Source organism: Kocuria sp. APC 4018, from assembly GCF_030407675.1.
Taxonomy (GTDB): Bacteria; Actinomycetota; Actinomycetes; order Actinomycetales; family Micrococcaceae; genus Kocuria; species Kocuria rhizophila.
Genome location: NZ_JASDCY010000064.1, coordinates 1 through 16,343, shown reverse-complemented (window position 1 = coordinate 16,343; position 16,343 = coordinate 1). Strand labels below are relative to the sequence as shown.

Here is a 16,343-nt window from a genome sequence, read left to right as displayed (position 1 = left end):
GGGGGCACGGGGACGCGCCGCCCGGACGCACCGGGGGACGCGGCACACGACGCCGCCGGGGTGACGCCGCGCACGTTGGCTAGGCTGGGGGCCACGCGGCCCGGACCACCGACCGGGAGCTCCGCGCACGCCCGTGACGAGACTGGCCCGGGGACACCCGGCCGAAGGGACACTGACGAGAACATGAGCTCCGCACCCGAGTCCGGCCCGACCCCTCCGACCCGCACCGAGCGCGAGCTCGTGGCCCAGGTGGGCGAGTGGGTGATGTCCGTGCTGCGCACCGATCCGGGCTGGGACTCCATGCTCGTGGAGTTCAAGCCGCAGGGTGGGCGCGTGCACCTGCGGGTCATCGAGAACCGGGAGGGCGCCGTGATCCCCGGCGCCGCTGGGCCCATCAAGGAGCAGAGCCCCGTGCTGGAGCTGCTCTCGGAGCTGCAGCGCAGCTGCTGGGTGGCCGGGCGCGGCAGCTGGCTCACCATGTCCCTCATGATCGCCGCGCAGGGCTGGCCCGAACCCACCCTGCGCACGAACGCGACCTACGACTTCGGGCAGATGCCCGCCACGTACGCGCAGGAGGGCTCCTACACCGCCCAGGACGTCCTCACCCAGCTCACGCAGTTCCCCCGCACCCAGGAGCACGTGCCGCTGTGGGCCGTGGAGCTCGCGGACGCCGCGGGTCTCAGTCTCCCGTTCGCCGATCCAGGGGAGGACGAGAGCCACGGGGACGTGCACCCCCGGCTGCGGGCGGCGGCGCAGGCGCACGCGGAGGCACCGGGGGACCGGTCGCTCGCGGGAGTGCTGCGGGAGGCGCTGGCGGGCACGGTGCTGCTGGACGTCTCCGGGTCCGACATGGTCCCGGGGGAGGACGGTCAGCCCATCGGCCCGGACTCCCACATCCGCGTGCAGACCGTGAACCAGCCGGACGGCTCCCGGGCGCTGGCCGTCTACACCAGCGCGGACCAGGCGCGCGAGATGTTCACGCGCAGCAACCGGAACCAGGAGCTGCAGGAACCGGTGCTGCTGCGCCAGCGGGCCAGCGCCATGGTGCAGATGGTGGTCCAGGACGGGCAGTACGACGAGATCGTGGTGGACCCGGCCTCCGCTCACGCCACCCGGATCTCCCGGCAGCAGGTGGAGTGGGTGGGCAGCTCCCCGCACAACGATCCCCTCAAGCAGGCCCTGATCAGCGGCAACATGGCCAACGTGCTGGGCGCGCTGTTCAACCCCGACGCCCACCTGATGCTCGGCACCCGGGACCACGGCGAGGACGCCGTGCCCGTGATGGTGCAGCCCGAGCAGGCGGGCGCGGCACCCGACACCCTCCTGGTCTTCACCTCCGCAGCGGAGGTCGCCGCGCTGGACCCCGCCCTGACGGTGCGTTCCGCACCCGCCCGCCAGATTCTGCAGTTCGCCGTGGACTGCGGTGCCGCGGCCGTGTGCCTCAACGCCATGGCGCCCGTGGCCACCCTGCCCACCGAGCAGCTGAAGGAGATGCTCGAGCTCGTCACGCAGCGCGAGGAGGAGCGCGCCGGGGCCCAGGACACCGAGTAGAACCCGGACACGCAACAGGCCCCGTCCCCGCCGGAGCGGGAACGGGGCCTGTGGGTCACCGGCGACGCGGCGCCGGGTCACCGGGACGGATCAGATGCCGTAGGCGTCCGAACCGGAGTTGCGGGCCTCGGCCTCGCGGACACGGCGGCCCAGCTCGGGATCGACCTTCTCCCAGTACTGGAACGCGGCCTCCTTGATGGTCTCGTCCATCACGTCACCCACGTGACCGGCGATGTTCTCCACCGTCTCCGCCTTCTCCTCGTCGGAGAAGACCTCACGGTAGAGGGTGCCGGCCTGGCCGAAGTCGTCGTCCTCGGAGTGCAGGGTGGCGGCGGTGCGCAGCAGGTCGCCGTCGGACTCCCAGCGCATGTTGTCCGCCACGGCGGAACCGGCACCGGCCACGGGGCCGCCCTGGGTGTTGGGCGCGTACACCGGCTGGTTCGGGTGCTTGAACGTGTACCGCATGGGGCCGTCGTGCGAGTACGAGTTCTGCTCCGAGCGGTACGGGAAGTTCACGGGAAGGTCCGCGAAGTTCGCGCCGATGCGGTGACGGTGCGTGTCCGGGTAGGAGAACACGCGGGTCATCAGCATCTTGTCCGGGGAGATCTCCACACCGGGCACGGTGTTGCCGGGGGAGAACGCCGCCTGCTCGATCTGCGCGAAGTAGTTCAGCGGGTTCTGGTTCAGCGTGAACTTGCCCACCTTGATGCGCGGGTAGTCCTTCTTGGAGATCGTCTTGGTGACGTCGAACGGGTTGAAGCGGTACGTCTTGGCGTCCTCGTACGGCATGACCTGCACGTACATGGTCCAGGACGGGAAGTCGCCCTTCTCGATCGAGTCGTAGAGGTCGCGGCGGTGCGCATCCGCGTCCTTGCCCGCGATCTCCTCGGCCTCCGGGCCGGTCAGGCCCTCGGTGCCCTGGTCGGAGATGAAGTGGTACTTGATCCAGAAGCGCTCGCCGGCCTCGTTGCTCCACTGGTAGGTGTGGGAGCCGTAGCCGTTCATGTGACGGTAGGTCTTCGGGATGCCGCGGGGGCCCATGAGGTAGGTCACCTGGTGGGCGGACTCCGGGGACTGGGTCCAGAAGTCCCACTGCATGGTGTTGTCACGCATGCCGGAACCGGGGAGGCGCTTCTGCGAGTGGATGAAGTCCGGGAACTTGATGCCGTCGCGCACGAAGAAGATCGGGGTGTTGTTGCCCACGATGTCCAGGTTGCCCTCGGTGGTGTAGAACTTCAGCGCGAAGCCGCGGGGGTCGCGCCAGGTGTCCGGGGAGCCCTGCTCGCCGGCAACCGTGGAGAAGCGCGCCAGCATGGGGGTCTTGGTGCCCTTCTGGAACACCGCGGCCTTGGTGTACTGCGAGACGTCCTCGGTGACCTCGAGCTCACCGAAGGCACCGGCGCCCTTGGCGTGCACCACGCGCTCCGGCACGCGCTCGCGGTCGAACGCGGCGAGCTTCTCGACGAGGTAGGAATCGTGCAGGACGATCGGGCCGTCCGCACCGACGCTCAGCGAGTGGGCATCGGCGTTCGTGGGGACCGGCAGGCCCTCCTGGGTGGTGGTGAACGAACCGGTCTTGCGCAGTCCGCGTTCGTGGGGAGTGGTGTCAGACATGATTCCTCCTGGGTGATGGATGGGATCCGACGGGAAGTGGTGACGTGCTACGCCTCGAGGTCCGCCGCCGCAGCATCCTGCCGGCACTGCGGGCAGATGCCCCGGTACACCACCTCGGCGGACAGCAGCTCGAAGCCGTGGTCCTGCGAGGGCGTGAGGCACGGCGCGTGCCCCACGGCGCACGGCACGTCGCGGATGACTCCGCAGCGGATGCAGTACGCGTGGTGGTGGTTGTCCCCGGTGCGGATCTCGTACCGCGCAGGGGAACCGGGCGGTTCGAACTTGGACACCATGCCGATGGCCGCGAGGTCCGCGAGGACCACGTACACGGACTGGACGGACATGTTCGGCAGGACCGAACGGACCTGCCTGACCGTCTCCTCCGCGGTGGCGTGCGGCACGGCGTCCACGGCGTCGAGCACCGCGAGACGCTGCTTGGTGACCCTGCGCCCGTGCGAGCGCAGATGCGAGGTCCACGCGTCCCGTGAGGGATGCGGTGCGATCTCGGCGGTGGTCTCCATGTCCATGACTCTAACCTTATTCTGAGCTATTCACAATAGTTAGTGCACCCTTACCCGCGGCCCGCCGCGCCACGGCGGGGGACGCGCCACCCCGGCCAGGAGGCCGACAGCGCGCAGGCAGGACGGGCTCGGGGAGGCATCCGGCGCCCGCCACGAGGGCCCGAAAACTTTTTCCGGGTTCTCGCGTCACGATCCGTGGAACCGGGTGTCTACACAGTGAATCCGGTGCGGGCTGCGCCGGATTCCGGACGGTCCGATCGCTCTGGGACCGACGAGCCGGTGCCACGGTCAGTACGGGGACGCATCACGTGGCACGCGGCGGGCGAGAGCGTCTCTTCGCCGGGTGGGCTGCCCGGCACCGGGGGAAAGAGAGCGGTGCTAGGAGACGGGGGCGGGACCGGCGGGGGGCTGGTCCCGCCCCCGACCGCGGCACCGCATGGAGCCCACCTGTCATGCAGGCGACGGTCTGACGCTTCCCAGCGGCGGCTGTCACAATGGTGGGGATCCCACCGCGCGTCGTCAGAGAGAATCATGCCCCACAGAGCAGACCCGGATTCCGGACGTCCCTCGGCCCAGGCCACCGGCCCCGCGAGCGACGAGCAGCTGCTCCGTGCCGTGCGCGAGGGGGACACCGCGGCCTTCGGCGAGCTCTACGAACGCCACCGCGGGGCCGCACTGGCCGTCGCCCGCATGCACTCCCGCAACGACGCCGACGCCCAGGACCTGGTCTCCGAGGCCTTCACGCGGGTGCTGGCGCTCCTTCGAGAGGGGAAGGGTCCGCGCGAGTTCCTCCGGGCCTACGTGGTCACGGCGGTGTCGCGGCTGGCCGCGGACCGCGCCAACGACCTCACCCGCACGCGTCCGGAGGACCCGAAGCCGGACGGACCGCTGGACCGTGTGGAGCTCTTCGACGACTCCGTGGTGCGCCAGGTGGATGCCGCCGTGGTGGCCCGGGCCTTCGCCTCCCTCCCCGAGCGGTGGCAGGAGGTGCTGTGGTACCTCGAGGTGGAGCAGCGCCGGCCCCGTCAGGTGGCTCCGGTGGTGGGCGTGCAGCCGAACGCCGTGTCCGCGCTGGGCAAGCGTGCCCGTGAAGGACTGCGCGCCGCGTACGTGCAGGAGCACGTCTCCGCACAGGCACTCGAGGACTGCCACCAGTACTCATCGCAGCTGGGCGCCTTCACCCGGGGCTCCTTGACGCCCGCGCGCACGCGCGCCGTCCAGCAGCACCTGGACCAGTGCTGCCGCTGCACCGCCGAGTACCTGCAGCTGCAGGACCTGGGACTGGGGATGCGGGCCTGGGTGCTTCCCGTGCTCGCCGCGCTGCCGCTGTGGAGCGGCGCGGGAAGCCGCCTCGCGGACTCACTGGGCGCGCTTCCCCTGCTCGGAGCGTTCTCGGGTGCGGCCACTCAGCTCGGCGCCCCCTCGGACGGTACCGCGCAGTTCGGCTCGCACGACGCCGCCGCCGCGGCTTCCGGAGCGGTCGCACCCGTCGCGGCGGAGCTCGGTGCGGTCGGTGGATCCACGGCAGCCCCGGCAACGGTGGCGGCGAGCGGTTCCACGGGTGGCGCCACGGGCGCCGGGGGAGGTGTGGCCGCGTTCGTGGGCTCCGGCACGGGGCTCGTCGTCGCGGTGGGATCGGCCCTCGTGCTCGCGGCGTCGGCGGTGGGTCTGTTGGCCTGGACGAGCACCTCCCAGGAGGCTGACCCGGTGGCCGCGAGTGCCTCGGTGTCGGAGGATGCCGGTCGCAGCGCCCGTCCCCCCGCCGCGACCGGCTCCGCCGGCACCGCGGCGGACGAGCCCTCCCAGGGCGCCCCGGGGCCGGTGGGGGCTTCCGGACCGGCGGGAGCCGTGGAGCCCGAGGGCGAGGCGCAGGACGATCCGCAGCCTGGAACGGCTGCCGAGCCCGGCGCTCCAGAGGCGGCGGCGCCGCGTCCCGAGAGCCCGGTGGCCCCTGCCCCCTTCCTGCCCGGTCAGGAGCCCGCACTGCCCGGCCCCGTGCGCAGCCTGCCGATGATCGACCCCACGAGCGAGCCCACGCCCGAGGGTTCCCAGGGAACCGTGGATCCCAGCCCCAGCCCCAGTCCCGAGGCGACCGCGGACCCCACACCGTCCGCCGGGGACACGGCCCCGCCGGCCACACCGTCCCCCTCACCCACTGACCAGTGCGACTGGGTGCTGGGACTGAACGGCGAGTGGATCTGCTTCCCGTGGGTCACCTACTGACCCGGCCCCACGAGAAGCTGAACCACCGGACAGACTCCCGATCCCGCAGACCCCTGATCCCCCAGACCCCCGATCCGGCCGCGATCCGCAGCTCCACCATCCACGGCCTCATGATCCAGAGACCCCCGACACTGAGGAGAACCACCTGATGCACCGTCACTTCAACGGCCTGAAAACCGTCCTGCTCCTGGGCGGGATGTGGGCGGTCCTGCTGGGAATCGGCTGGGCCATCTCCGGGGCCACCCGCAACTCCGTGTTCATCATGGTCTTCGCGGTCATGGGTCTGATCGGCACCGCCGTGAGCTACTGGAACTCCGACAAGCTCGCGATCCGCTCCATGCGCGCAGTGCCTGTGACTCCGCAGCAGGCCCCGGCCATGTACCGGATCGTGCACGAGCTGTCCCAGAAGGCGGGGCAGCCCATGCCCCGGCTGTACATCGCCCCGACCATGAGCCCCAACGCCTTTGCCACGGGCCGCAACCCCGAGAACGCCGCCGTGTGCTGCACGGAGGGCATTCTGCAGCTGCTGGACGAGCGCGAGCTGCGCGGCGTGCTGGGCCACGAGCTGATGCACGTCTACAACCGGGACATCCTGACCTCGTCGGTGGCGGCCGCGGTGGCCGGTCTGATCACGTCCGCGGCCCAGATGCTCCAGTTCGCCGCCATCTTCGGCGGGCGCGGCGGCGACAACCGCGGCAATCCCCTGGTGGGTCTGCTCATGGCGTTCCTGGCACCGCTGGCCGCCACCGTGATCCAGCTGGCCATCTCCCGGACCCGCGAGTACGACGCGGACGAGGACGGTTCCAAGCTCACCGGGGACCCCCTGGCGCTCGCCTCCGCACTGCGCAAGATCGAGGGCGGGGCCTCGCAGCGGCCCATGAACCCGGCCGACCAGAAGGTGGTCAACACGTCCCACCTGATGATCGCGAACCCGTTCCGCGGCGGCTCGGTCACCGGGCTCTTCCGCACCCACCCGGCCACGGACGACCGCGTGGCGCGGCTCGAGAACATGGCCCGCAACGGCGGGCGCCCGGGCGGACGCTGAGCCGGCGCGCCCCGGGGGCGGTGCGGCGGCGTCGTCGTGAACCGGCGGACGGCGCGCACCGAACCAGGCGGCGTCGGACAGGGCCCGCCCAGGGGAGCGGAGATGCCGGTGAGCACCGCTGCCCGGAACGCACGAGGGGCCGGGACGGAGGAATCCGTCCCGGCCCCTAACGCGTGAGCTCAGCGGTAGTTCACGAACTGCAGGTCGACCTCGAGGTCCGAGCCCTTGAGCAGGGAGATGATGTCCTGCAGGTCGTCGCGGGACTTGGACGAGACGCGCAGCTCGTCGCCCTGGATGGTGGCCTTGACGCCCTTGGGACCCTCGTCCCGGATGAGCTTGGTGATCTTCTTGGCCTGGTCCTGGGCAATGCCCTCCTTGATGGAGGCCTCGATCCGGTACTCCTTGCCGGAGGCGTACGGGTCACCGGCGTCCAGGGACTTCAGGGAGATCCCGCGCTTGACCAGCTTGGACTGGAAGACGTCCAGCACCGCCTGCGCGCGCTCCTCGGAGTTGGCCTTGATGAGGATCTTCTCGCCCGAGAAGTCGATGTCCGCGCCCACGCCGCGGAAGTCGTAGCGCTGGGCCACTTCCTTCTGCGCCTGGTTCAGGGCGTTCGCCACTTCCTGCTTGTCCACCTTGCTGACCACGTCGAACGACGATTCTGATGCCATGCTCTGCTCCTCGGCTGTTCCGGTGCGATCGGCGGAGCGCGCGAGGCCGTGCTCTCACGCGTTCCAGAACTCTGTGACCCGGTCCGCGAGCTGACGCGCCTGCGCGAGACCGGCCTCGAACGAGGGTATCCGACGCGCCGGATCCAGCGGGTTCGTTCCGAACGCCCGGTGGCTGGCCTCGTCCGCGGTCACGTGCAGGGCGGTGCCCGTCTCCCCGATCAGTCGCAGGGACTCGTCCAGGGTCGGACCGAACGGGCTCGTGGGCGGCTCGGGGTTGCACGAGACCACGAGCACCCGTCCGTACCCCGCGGCCAGGTCCGCGTTGGTGGCCGAGCGCATGCCTCCGTCCATGAGGGCGCGGTCCCCCACGTGCACGAGCGGGAAGACCATGGGGACGGCGCAGCTTGCGGCCACGGCCCGCTCGAGGGGCACTCCGCTGTCCGCGTGGAACACCACGAACTCCCCGCTGCCGGCATCCACCGCGGTCAGCGCGAGACGCCCCGCCGGCCACTGCGCGGGCAGCATGCCCCCGATGCGCGCGAGCCACGCCTCCTCGGTCAGAGCAGGGGAGGCCGACGCCGCCCGGGCCCCGATCCTCGCGCGTCCCGCCTCGGGCGTGGTGGCGCCCTGCGCGGCCTCGCCCATCAGCTGCATGAACTGTTCGGCGTCGAAGGCCGGAGCGGCGTCGTCGGGGGCGGACTGCCCGTCGTCCGCCTCGTGTCCCATCTCGGCGCGCAGGGCATCGAGGCGGAGCCCGCCGGCGCGCAGCTGCACGGCCACTGCGGAGCCCGCTGAGGTGCCGACCACGAGGTCTGCTGCTTCCAGATCCGCCCCGGCCTCCAGCAGTCCGGCGAGCAGTCCGCTCTCCCACGCGATGCCGGCGGAGCCGCCGCCGCCCAGGACGATGGCGCGAGAGGGGGAGGTTGTGGTGTTCATGGTGTTTCGCCTTCCTCTCCCGGGGCCGTCACCCTCCTCTGGAGGGGCGGGCCCGGGGGTGGTTGTCTGCTCCTCCATGATCAGGCTGCTGATCAGTTGTGGTCAACCGTTTGGGTCCCTGGCATCTGGGTGGTGCCCGTGCTACTCGGCGGCGCGTCCTCCCGAGGCGCCCTTCGTGGACGTGGTTCGCGCGATGTCCGCCGGGTGGGCCTTCGAGGCCGCATCCGGTGCGCGGCAGCCGCGCGCGCTGACCGGGAGGCTGACCAGGAACCGGGCGCGGTGCGCCGACGGGGCCACCACCCGCGATTTTGGGCCCGCACCGCTCGCCGTGTACTGTTGAGGTGCTTCGCCGCGCGGTACCGCCGCGTGCGCAGGGCGTCTCGGCAGGTTACCCGAGCGGCCAAAGGGGGCTGACTGTAAATCAGCTGGCAATGCCTACGGGGGTTCGAATCCCTCACCTGCCACCGAGGACGATGTCCTGGACATCACGAAGGGGCTTCCCGGATCACTGGATCAGGGAAGCCCCTTCGTCGTGCCGGGAGGGCGTCCCAGGAGCATCGGCGGGTGGTGGGCGGAGCCGCGAGCACGGGAGGGCGGTGCCAGCGGTGGTGCGCACCGCCCCGTCTCCCGCAGGAGCCGCCAGGGTCAGGTGCTTGCCCCTGCAACACGCCCGGGAGGCGTTCCTTGTGCCACCAGTGAACGGTCTGGAGACCCTCGGGGGCGGCTCCTAGGGTGGAGGGCATGGCTACCGTTGACATCACCCAGGACACCCTGGGCCAGACCATTTCCGACAACGACATCGTGTTGCTGGACTGGTGGGCAGACTGGTGCGGACCCTGCAAGCAGTTCGCACCCACCTACGAGGCCGCCTCCGAGAAGAACCCGGAGATCGTGTTCGGCAAGGTGGACACCGAGGCCGAGCAGGGCCTGGCCGCCGCCGCCCAGATCTCCTCCATCCCCACCCTCATGGCGTTCCGCGAGGGCATCCTCGTGTTCTCCCAGCCGGGAGCGCTCCCCGCCTCCTCGCTCGAGGAGGTCATCACGGCCGTCAAGAACCTCGACATGAACGAGGTCAGGGCAGAGGTCGAGAAGCAGGCGGCACAGGCTGAGTCCGCAGCCGAGCCCGAGGCTCCGCAGAACTGATCCCGGCCCGCGCAGCACTGCGCGGATCCGGCCCCGCGGAGGCGGGGAACAGACACGACGAGGGCGGTTCCCCAGCACGGGGAACCGCCCTCGTCGTGCGCCGGGGCACTGCGGGCCCGGGCGGCGTCGTGCAGCGCGGCGTGTCAGGCCGCCGAGACCCCCAGCAGGGAGCCGACCAGGAACGTGGCACCCAGGGCGAGGGCGCCACCCACGACCACGCGGACGGCGGCGCGCGCCACGTGCGGTGTCTTGCCGAGCCGGGCGCCCAGCGTGCCCGTGAGGCCCAGCGCCACGAGGACCGCGGCGAACGTGATGGGGATCCGCAGCTCCGGCGGCGGAAGCAGGATCGCGAGCATCGGCAGCAGGGACCCCAGGAAGAACGCCAGGGCGGAGGAGATCGCGGCGGACCAGGGGTTCACGATGTCATCCGGGTCGATGCCCAGCTCCGCATCCAGATGCGCCCGCAGGACGTCCTTCTCCGAGAGCTCGATCGCGACCTGCTTGGCGGTCGCCTCGCTCAGGCCCCGCTCCCGGTAGAGCTCCGCGAGTTCCTCGAGCTCCGCCTCCGGCATCTCCTGGAGCTCCCACTTCTCCTTCTCGATGAGTGCTTCCTCGGAGTCCTTCTGGCTGGACACGGAGACGTACTCGCCCAGCGCCATGGACAGGGCGCCGCCGATCACGGCCGCCGAGCCCGCGATCAGGATGGGGCCGGTGGCCGCGGTGGCGCCGGCCACGCCCACCACGGTGGCGGCCACGGACACGATGCCGTCGTTGGCGCCCAGAACGGCGGCGCGGAGCTTGTTGAGTCGGTCCCCGGACTTCTCGGCATGGGGTTCTGCCATGGTGTGCTGTGACATGCCAGCAAGTGTGCTCCGGATCCGGGGGAACGTCCACGCAGGACAGGCATACCTCAACGGGGTGCCACGGCGTGCGGTGCCGGCTGTCCCCCCCCCCCCCCAGCAGGGGCGGCACGGGTGCGGTCATGCCGTGACCCGGCACGGTCCCTCGCGTGGAAGGCGCCCTCCCTGTCAGACCTGCCGGTGATTCCAACCGCACCAGTCGTCCCCAGGGTGCTCGCAGCGCCGGTGCCGCCTCGCGTGACTCCGGTTCCCGCCGTTCCCGCGGTTCAGTGGTGCCGGTGGTCCTGCGGGCTCAGGCGCGGTCCGAAGGACGGCTTGCGGTGGCCGCTGGCCTTGATGAGCCGCACCACACGCTGGCGGTGGCCACGCCAGGGTTCCAAAAGCTCGAGCATCCGCTCGTCCGATCCCGGTGCGTGGTCGAAGAACCAGCACACGTAGTCCGCCAGGTGGTAGTCGTAGACGCTCACCCCGTCCGGGTCCCCGTGGGTGCACTGCGTGATCTCCGCGGCCGTCCACGGGCCGATGCCCGGGATGCTCTGCAGCGCCGCGCGCACCCGCGCCGGATCGGGATCGAGCGCGAGCCGTTCGAGCGCCGCCGCCCGGTGCACCGTGCGCATCACGGTGGCCGAGCGCGCAGGATCCACCCCGGCGCGGTGCCACTGCCAGGACGGTGTGCGCCGCCACTGCTCCGGCGTGGGCGGAACACGCATTCCGTGCGGAGCGGGCCCGGGGGCGGGCTCGGCGTTCCAGCGCAGCAGCGCCCGGTACGCACGGACGGCCTCGATCGCGGTCACCCGCTGCTCGAGGATCGCCACCACGGCCCGCTCCAACAGGTTCCCGGTGGCCGGGAGCCGCAGGCCGGGGTGTTCGTGCCGGGCCCGGACCAGGGTGTGCGGCAGTTCGGCGAACGCGGCCGAGGAGTCGAAGTCCTCCCAGGAGTCCTCGTGCCCCACCCAGCGGGGAGCGGTGGGCAACCAGCCCTCGGCGCCGGGACCCCAGGCCTCCACCAGGACGTCGCGATCCAGGGGATTCGTTCCGGTCACACCGGCCGGCCGGGTGAAGCGCGCGCTCACGGGCAGACGGTTCCACCGGGTGGTGATCCACACGCAGTCCTCGCCGAGGATCCGGCACGTGGGATCCTCCGCACCGCGGCCGAGCACGCGCAGCGTCTGCCCCAGGTGGAGCGGTCCCCGCGGGGTCCAGCGCCACCGGGCGGGCGCGTGTTCCGTCCTCGCGCCGCGCGTGGTCACCTCCGTGGTCATGGGGGCGATGATGCCACCGGGTTCCGACACCGTGCGCGGTCTCGCCCTGCGGGAGGAGACTGCCCCCGGTGTCCGCACCGGGCCGGCGTCTGACCGTGGTCTCCCCACAGGATCCGCCGATCACGTCGCAGACGCGGCACGAGTCCGGCACGGCCCGGCCGTCACGGTGACAACGCGCACCGAGCGGGGCTCCGGCTGCCGGTAGTCTGCGTGGCAGGCGCCGGCAAACGCCGTCCCAGGCCGATCGAGCTTGCCCGAGGCGGCGAGACGAGAGCACGGTCCCGGCCCCGTTCCACGCGGCTCGGCCCAGCGACGGCGGGCCGACCGTGCCATGGCCCCGCCTGCCCCGTCCCCCACGGGCCGGCGCCCTCGACCCCCGGACGGAGGACCGTTGGACCGCCAGAATCCCGCAGTCCCGGCGGTCGCACCGCCCGTTCCCGGCACACGGGGCGCCTGCTGGGCGCGGCTGCTCCCCGTTCTGATGGGCTCCCTGGCCACGGCCCTGTACTGCGCGCTGTCCTGGAGCCAGTGGATCCGCTGGGACGTGCCCTCGTGGGACAACGCGATCTTCACCCAGCTGCTGTCCTCCTACGCGGCCGGCGAGGGGCCCGTGGTGGACGTCAAGGGGGACGGGTTCAATCTGCTGGGGGACCACTTCCACCCGCTGCTGATCGTCCTGACCCCCGTGTACGCGCTGTTCCCCTCCGCGCTGACCCCCATGATCGTCCAGGACGTCCTGTTCGGGGCGTCCGCAGCCGTCATCACGCGCTGCGCCGCGCGGGCGATGCACCCGGCTCCCGCGGCCGCCATCGGGGTGGCGTACGCGCTGAGCTTCGGTCTGCAGAACGCGGTGGCGGTGCAGTTCCACGAGATCGCACTCGCCGTGCCCCTGCTCGCCACGGGTCTCTGGGCCCTGCGCGAGCGTCGCTGGCTCGCTGCCACCCTGTGGTGCGCGCCGGTGGCGCTGGTCAAGGAGGACCTGGGGTTCACGGTGGCCGCGGTGGGAGCGCTCATGCTCGGCCACGCCGCACGCCCCGCGGTGCGGCACCGGATCCCCGGACTACGACGCCGCTGGGACGCCTTCTGCACGCGGCCCTCCCGCCCGGGGTCGTCCCCGACGGTGCCCACCACCTCAGCGGACGGGGGTGGGCCGAGCTGGGCAGTTGCGGCTTCCCGCCATGACCTGGTGGGGGCACGACACGAACCGGACCGGGCGGCGTCGTCCCCGGTGCGACAGTTGCGGGGGAGCGGGGCGCGGATGACGCTGGGGGACCCGGCCGTGGTGTGCGGAGCGGCGCTCGTGGTGTGGGGCGTGCTGGTGTCGGTGCTCGCGGTGGGCGTGGTGCTGCCCGCCCTGAACCCCGCGGGCGAGTTCGCGTACGCGGACAAGCTGGACCTGGCGGGCCTGCTGCGTGACCCCGCGAGCGCCGTGATCCTCCAGGTGGTGCCCGCGCAGAAGCTCGGCACGTGGGTGCTGCTGCTGCTCGCGGGTGCGGTCGTGGCGGTGCGTTCACCCATCGCGCTCGTGGCGCTGCCCACCCTGGCGTGGCGCATGCTCTCGCCGAACGACGGCTACTGGGGCGCGGGGTGGCACTACAGCGCGGTCCTGATGCCCGTGGTGTTCGTGGCGCTCGTGGACGCCGTGGTCCGGCTGCGCGGGGACTCCGCGCGGGCGCAGCAGCGCCTGGTCTCGGGGGCCGCGCGCTCGGGACGCCGGGGCCGGGTGGAAGCCACCGCGCTGTGGGCCATGTCCGCGGCTGCCCCGTGGTGCGCCCTGCTCGTCGCGCTCGCGGTCGGGACGCAGCTGCCGGTCGCGCAGCTGGCCTCTCCCGAGGCGTGGCGGCCCGACCCCCGCGCGGACGCGAAGACCGCTGCGGTGGCCGAGATTCCCGCCGGGGCGAGCGTGGCCACGGACCTCTCCCTCATGAACGCCCTCGTGAGCCGCGCGGACGTGCACTGGATCGGCAACGGGCAGGATCCCGACCCCCAGTACGTGGTCCTGGACCGCTCCAGCGAGACCTGGGGGAGCACACCCCCGGAGGACGTGGCGGCGTACGCGGGCCAGGTCTACGGCGCCCGGTACACCGTGGTGAGTGACGAGCAGAACATCGTGGTGGCCCGCCTGGAGGGCTGATCCGGGGACGCCGTGCGGTAGGCTGGAGTGTCATCATCCCGGTCTCATGTCCTCAATCCACCGTTTCGCCGCTCCGGCATGTCGGTCCAGGACTTCAGCGGAGGTTCCGCTCGCACCGGTGTCAGTCACTCCATTCCACCCAAGCGAGGTTCTTCCGTGCCCACTGAATCCACCCCCGAAGACCACACGACCGCCCAGACCGTCGCCCCCGCGAGCGCGCCCGGGGAGACCGAGGTCGTCGCCGACGACGCCGCCGCGGCCCAGGACGCAACGCCCGCCACCGAGCCGGGCGGCGTCGACAGCCCCGCCGCCCAGGCGGCGCAGGCGCCCACCGAGGAGCCCCAGCTGCCCACGTTCGCCGAGCTCGGCGTGGACGGGCGTGTGCTGGCGGCCCTGGACGAGGTGGGCTACGAGTACCCCTCGCCCATCCAGGCCGCCACCATCCCCGCACTGCTCAGCGGCCGGGACGTCGTGGGCCTGGCCCAGACCGGCACCGGCAAGACCGCCGCGTTCGCGGTGCCCGCGCTGTCCAAGCTCGCGGAGCTCTCCGACCTGCACGGTCCGCAGCGCAGCACCCGCGTGCTCGTGCTGGCCCCCACCCGTGAGCTCGCGCTGCAGGTGGCCGAGGCGTTCGGCTCTTACGCCACGCACCTGGAGGACTTCACCGTCCTGCCCGTGTACGGCGGCTCCTCCTACGGCCCGCAGCTGGCCGGGCTCAAGCGCGGCGCGCAGGTGGTCGTGGGCACGCCCGGTCGCGTGATCGACCACCTCTCCAAGGGCTCGCTGAAGCTCGACGACATCGCGTACGTGGTGCTGGACGAGGCCGACGAGATGCTGCGCATGGGCTTCTCCGAGGACGTGGAGAAGATCCTGGCCCAGACCCCGGAGGAGAAGCAGGTCGCGCTGTTCTCCGCGACCATGCCCAAGGCAATCCGCCGGATCGCGCAGCAGTACCTGCGGGACCCCAAGGAGATCACGGTCAAGGCCAAGACCACCACGGGCACCAACACCCGCCAGCGCTACATGCAGGTCATGGGCCCCCACAAGCTGGACGCCATGACCCGCGTGCTCGAGGTCGAGGACTACGACGGCGTCATCGTCTTCGTGCGCACCAAGGCCGCCACGGAGGAGATCGCGGACAAGCTCAAGGCCCGCGGCTACACCGCCGCCGCGATCAACGGCGACATCCCGCAGAACCTGCGCGAGCGCACCGTGGACTCCCTGCGCGACGGCAAGATCGACATCCTCGTGGCCACGGACGTGGCCGCGCGCGGCCTGGACGTCGAGCGGATCTCCCTGGTGGTCAACTACGACATCCCCCACGACACCGAGTCCTACGTGCACCGCATCGGGCGCACCGGCCGTGCCGGGCGCAAGGGCGAGGCCATCCTCTTCATGACGCCGCGCGAGAAGTACCTGCTGCGCGCCATCGAGAAGGCCACCCGTCAGCCCGTGGAGCAGATGCGCGTGCCCACCACGGACGAGGTCAACCAGACCCGCAAGGACAACTTCGCGCAGCAGATCGAGGAGACCATCGAGTCCGAGGACCTCGGGCTGTTCCGCGAGATGGTCGAGCGCTACGAGGCCGAGCACGACGTGGACGCCGTGGAGATCGCCGCGGCCCTGGCCGTGATCGCGCAGAACGGCCGCCCCTTCCTCGTGGAGGACCTCCCCGAGGTGCCGCAGCGCAAGCGCGACCGCGAGCGCAAGGACGGGGACGGCCCCCGCAACCGGCGCTCCCCGGGTGACGAGGCTGGCATGAAGACCTACAAGCTGGCCGTGGGCCACCGCGACCGCGTGGTCCCCGGTGCCGTGGTGGGTGCGCTCACGCACGAGGGCGGACTCAACGGCTCGCAGATCGGTGCGATCGACATCCGCCCCACCTTCACCCTGGTCGGCCTGCCCGAGAACCTGCCCGCGGGCACGCTCGACAAGCTCTCCAACACTCAGATCAACGGCGCGCCCATCCGCATCCAGGAGGACCGCGGACCGGGTGGTGCCCGCAGTGGTGGCGGCAACCGGTTCCGCGGCGGGGACCGTGACCGCGGACCCCGCAACGACCGTGGCGACCGCGGCGGGTACCGGGACGACCGTGGAGGCTACCGGGACGACCGCGGAGGCGGCTACCGGGATGACCGTGGTGACCGTGGCGGCTACCGCGACGACCGCGGTGGTTACCGGGACGACCGCGGTGGTTACCGGGACGACCGCGGTGGCGGGCGTCCCCGCGGCAGTGGCTCCTCCTACCAGGACCGCCCCCGCAAGAAGAGCTACGGCCGCACCAACGGCGGCTACTCCGGACGCTGATCCGACCACCACTGACGCGCGGCCTCTCACACCCCGGCGGATTCTCGGAGGATCCCCGGTGGGGTGAGGGGCCGCG

At 71.7% G+C, this 16,343-nt stretch carries 12 protein-coding genes and 1 tRNA gene; 7 read left to right on the top strand and 6 right to left on the bottom strand.

The window, feature by feature from the left end; translation table 11 throughout:
• Positions 1-183 precede the first annotated feature (183 nt).
• Complete coding sequence (locus QL985_RS10310; RefSeq protein WP_124109485.1) at positions 184-1,551, top strand: SseB family protein; 1,368 nt, start codon at positions 184-186, stop codon at positions 1,549-1,551.
• Between the two features lie 90 nt (positions 1,552-1,641).
• Here QL985_RS10310 and QL985_RS10305 read toward each other — a convergent pair whose 3' ends face one another.
• Both QL985_RS10305 and QL985_RS10300 read right to left on the bottom strand, forming a co-directional pair.
• Positions 1,642-3,165: a catalase gene (locus tag QL985_RS10305; RefSeq protein WP_124109484.1), complete on the bottom strand. Its 1,524-nt coding sequence runs from the start codon at positions 3,163-3,165 to the stop codon at positions 1,642-1,644.
• Between the two features lie 47 nt (positions 3,166-3,212).
• Positions 3,213-3,686 (bottom strand): Fur family transcriptional regulator, encoded by a 474-nt coding sequence (locus QL985_RS10300; RefSeq protein ID WP_239358642.1) that lies wholly within the window; start codon positions 3,684-3,686, stop codon positions 3,213-3,215.
• Between the two features lie 531 nt (positions 3,687-4,217).
• On the opposite strand from QL985_RS10300, the gene QL985_RS10295 reads away from it, so the two are divergent.
• Both QL985_RS10295 and htpX read left to right on the top strand, forming a co-directional pair.
• A complete protein-coding gene (locus QL985_RS10295; protein ID WP_124109483.1) occupies positions 4,218-5,909 on the top strand; it encodes a sigma-70 family RNA polymerase sigma factor in 1,692 nt (563 codons plus the stop codon).
• Positions 5,910-6,057: 148 nt separating this feature from the next.
• Positions 6,058-6,954 carry a zinc metalloprotease HtpX gene (gene htpX / locus QL985_RS10290; protein ID WP_124109482.1) on the top strand — a complete coding sequence of 299 codons (897 nt, stop codon included), beginning with the start codon at positions 6,058-6,060 and terminating at the stop codon, positions 6,952-6,954.
• 179 nt (positions 6,955-7,133) lie between these two features.
• Here the strand turns inward: htpX and QL985_RS10285 are convergent, their stop codons facing one another.
• The gene (locus QL985_RS10285; RefSeq protein ID WP_047978427.1) at positions 7,134-7,625 is read right to left on the bottom strand and encodes a YajQ family cyclic di-GMP-binding protein; all 492 of its coding nucleotides are present in this window, start codon (positions 7,623-7,625) and stop codon (positions 7,134-7,136) included.
• Between the two features lie 54 nt (positions 7,626-7,679).
• Complete coding sequence (locus QL985_RS10280) at positions 7,680-8,561, bottom strand: patatin-like phospholipase family protein (RefSeq protein WP_124109481.1); 882 nt, start codon at positions 8,559-8,561, stop codon at positions 7,680-7,682.
• A 382-nt stretch (positions 8,562-8,943) separates the two neighbouring features.
• On the opposite strand from QL985_RS10280, the gene QL985_RS10275 reads away from it, so the two are divergent.
• Both QL985_RS10275 and QL985_RS10270 read left to right on the top strand, forming a co-directional pair.
• Positions 8,944-9,025, top strand: a tRNA-Tyr gene (locus QL985_RS10275).
• 277 nt (positions 9,026-9,302) lie between these two features.
• Positions 9,303-9,704, top strand: a complete 402-nt coding sequence (locus tag QL985_RS10270) for a thioredoxin domain-containing protein (RefSeq protein WP_039101893.1) — start codon at positions 9,303-9,305, stop codon at positions 9,702-9,704.
• A 143-nt stretch (positions 9,705-9,847) separates the two neighbouring features.
• Here QL985_RS10270 and QL985_RS10265 read toward each other — a convergent pair whose 3' ends face one another.
• Positions 9,848-10,561, bottom strand: coding sequence for a VIT family protein (locus QL985_RS10265; protein WP_124109480.1), 714 nt, complete (start codon positions 10,559-10,561; stop codon positions 9,848-9,850).
• 269 nt (positions 10,562-10,830) lie between these two features.
• On the bottom strand, positions 10,831-11,826 hold the full coding sequence (locus QL985_RS10260; protein ID WP_257745109.1) for a hypothetical protein: 996 nt from the start codon (positions 11,824-11,826) through the stop codon (positions 10,831-10,833).
• A gap of 481 nt (positions 11,827-12,307) precedes the next feature.
• Between QL985_RS10260 and QL985_RS10255 the strand changes: the two genes are divergently transcribed.
• Positions 12,308-13,960: a DUF2079 domain-containing protein gene (locus tag QL985_RS10255; protein ID WP_259906190.1), complete on the top strand. Its 1,653-nt coding sequence runs from the start codon at positions 12,308-12,310 to the stop codon at positions 13,958-13,960.
• A 156-nt stretch (positions 13,961-14,116) separates the two neighbouring features.
• Positions 14,117-16,267, top strand: coding sequence for a DEAD/DEAH box helicase (locus QL985_RS10250; RefSeq protein ID WP_135009714.1), 2,151 nt, complete (start codon positions 14,117-14,119; stop codon positions 16,265-16,267).
• Positions 16,268-16,343: the final 76 nt, after the last annotated feature.

What these genes read in the sequence shown, in the direction of transcription:
- QL985_RS10280 (WP_124109481.1), bottom strand. Translation starts at nt 8,561, where the DNA reads ATGAACACCACAACCTCCCCCTCTCGCGCCATCGTCCTGGGCGGCGGC.
- QL985_RS10310 (WP_124109485.1), top strand. Translation starts at nt 184, where the DNA reads ATGAGCTCCGCACCCGAGTCCGGCCCGACCCCTCCGACCCGCACCGAG.
- QL985_RS10260 (WP_257745109.1), bottom strand. Translation starts at nt 11,826, where the DNA reads ATGACCACGGAGGTGACCACGCGCGGCGCGAGGACGGAACACGCGCCC.
- QL985_RS10255 (WP_259906190.1), top strand. Translation starts at nt 12,308, where the DNA reads ATGGGCTCCCTGGCCACGGCCCTGTACTGCGCGCTGTCCTGGAGCCAG.
- QL985_RS10295 (WP_124109483.1), top strand. Translation starts at nt 4,218, where the DNA reads ATGCCCCACAGAGCAGACCCGGATTCCGGACGTCCCTCGGCCCAGGCC.
- QL985_RS10285 (WP_047978427.1), bottom strand. Translation starts at nt 7,625, where the DNA reads ATGGCATCAGAATCGTCGTTCGACGTGGTCAGCAAGGTGGACAAGCAG.
- QL985_RS10270 (WP_039101893.1), top strand. Translation starts at nt 9,303, where the DNA reads ATGGCTACCGTTGACATCACCCAGGACACCCTGGGCCAGACCATTTCC.
- QL985_RS10300 (WP_239358642.1), bottom strand. Translation starts at nt 3,686, where the DNA reads ATGGAGACCACCGCCGAGATCGCACCGCATCCCTCACGGGACGCGTGG.
- QL985_RS10305 (WP_124109484.1), bottom strand. Translation starts at nt 3,165, where the DNA reads ATGTCTGACACCACTCCCCACGAACGCGGACTGCGCAAGACCGGTTCG.
- htpX (WP_124109482.1), top strand. Translation starts at nt 6,058, where the DNA reads ATGCACCGTCACTTCAACGGCCTGAAAACCGTCCTGCTCCTGGGCGGG.
- QL985_RS10265 (WP_124109480.1), bottom strand. Translation starts at nt 10,561, where the DNA reads ATGTCACAGCACACCATGGCAGAACCCCATGCCGAGAAGTCCGGGGAC.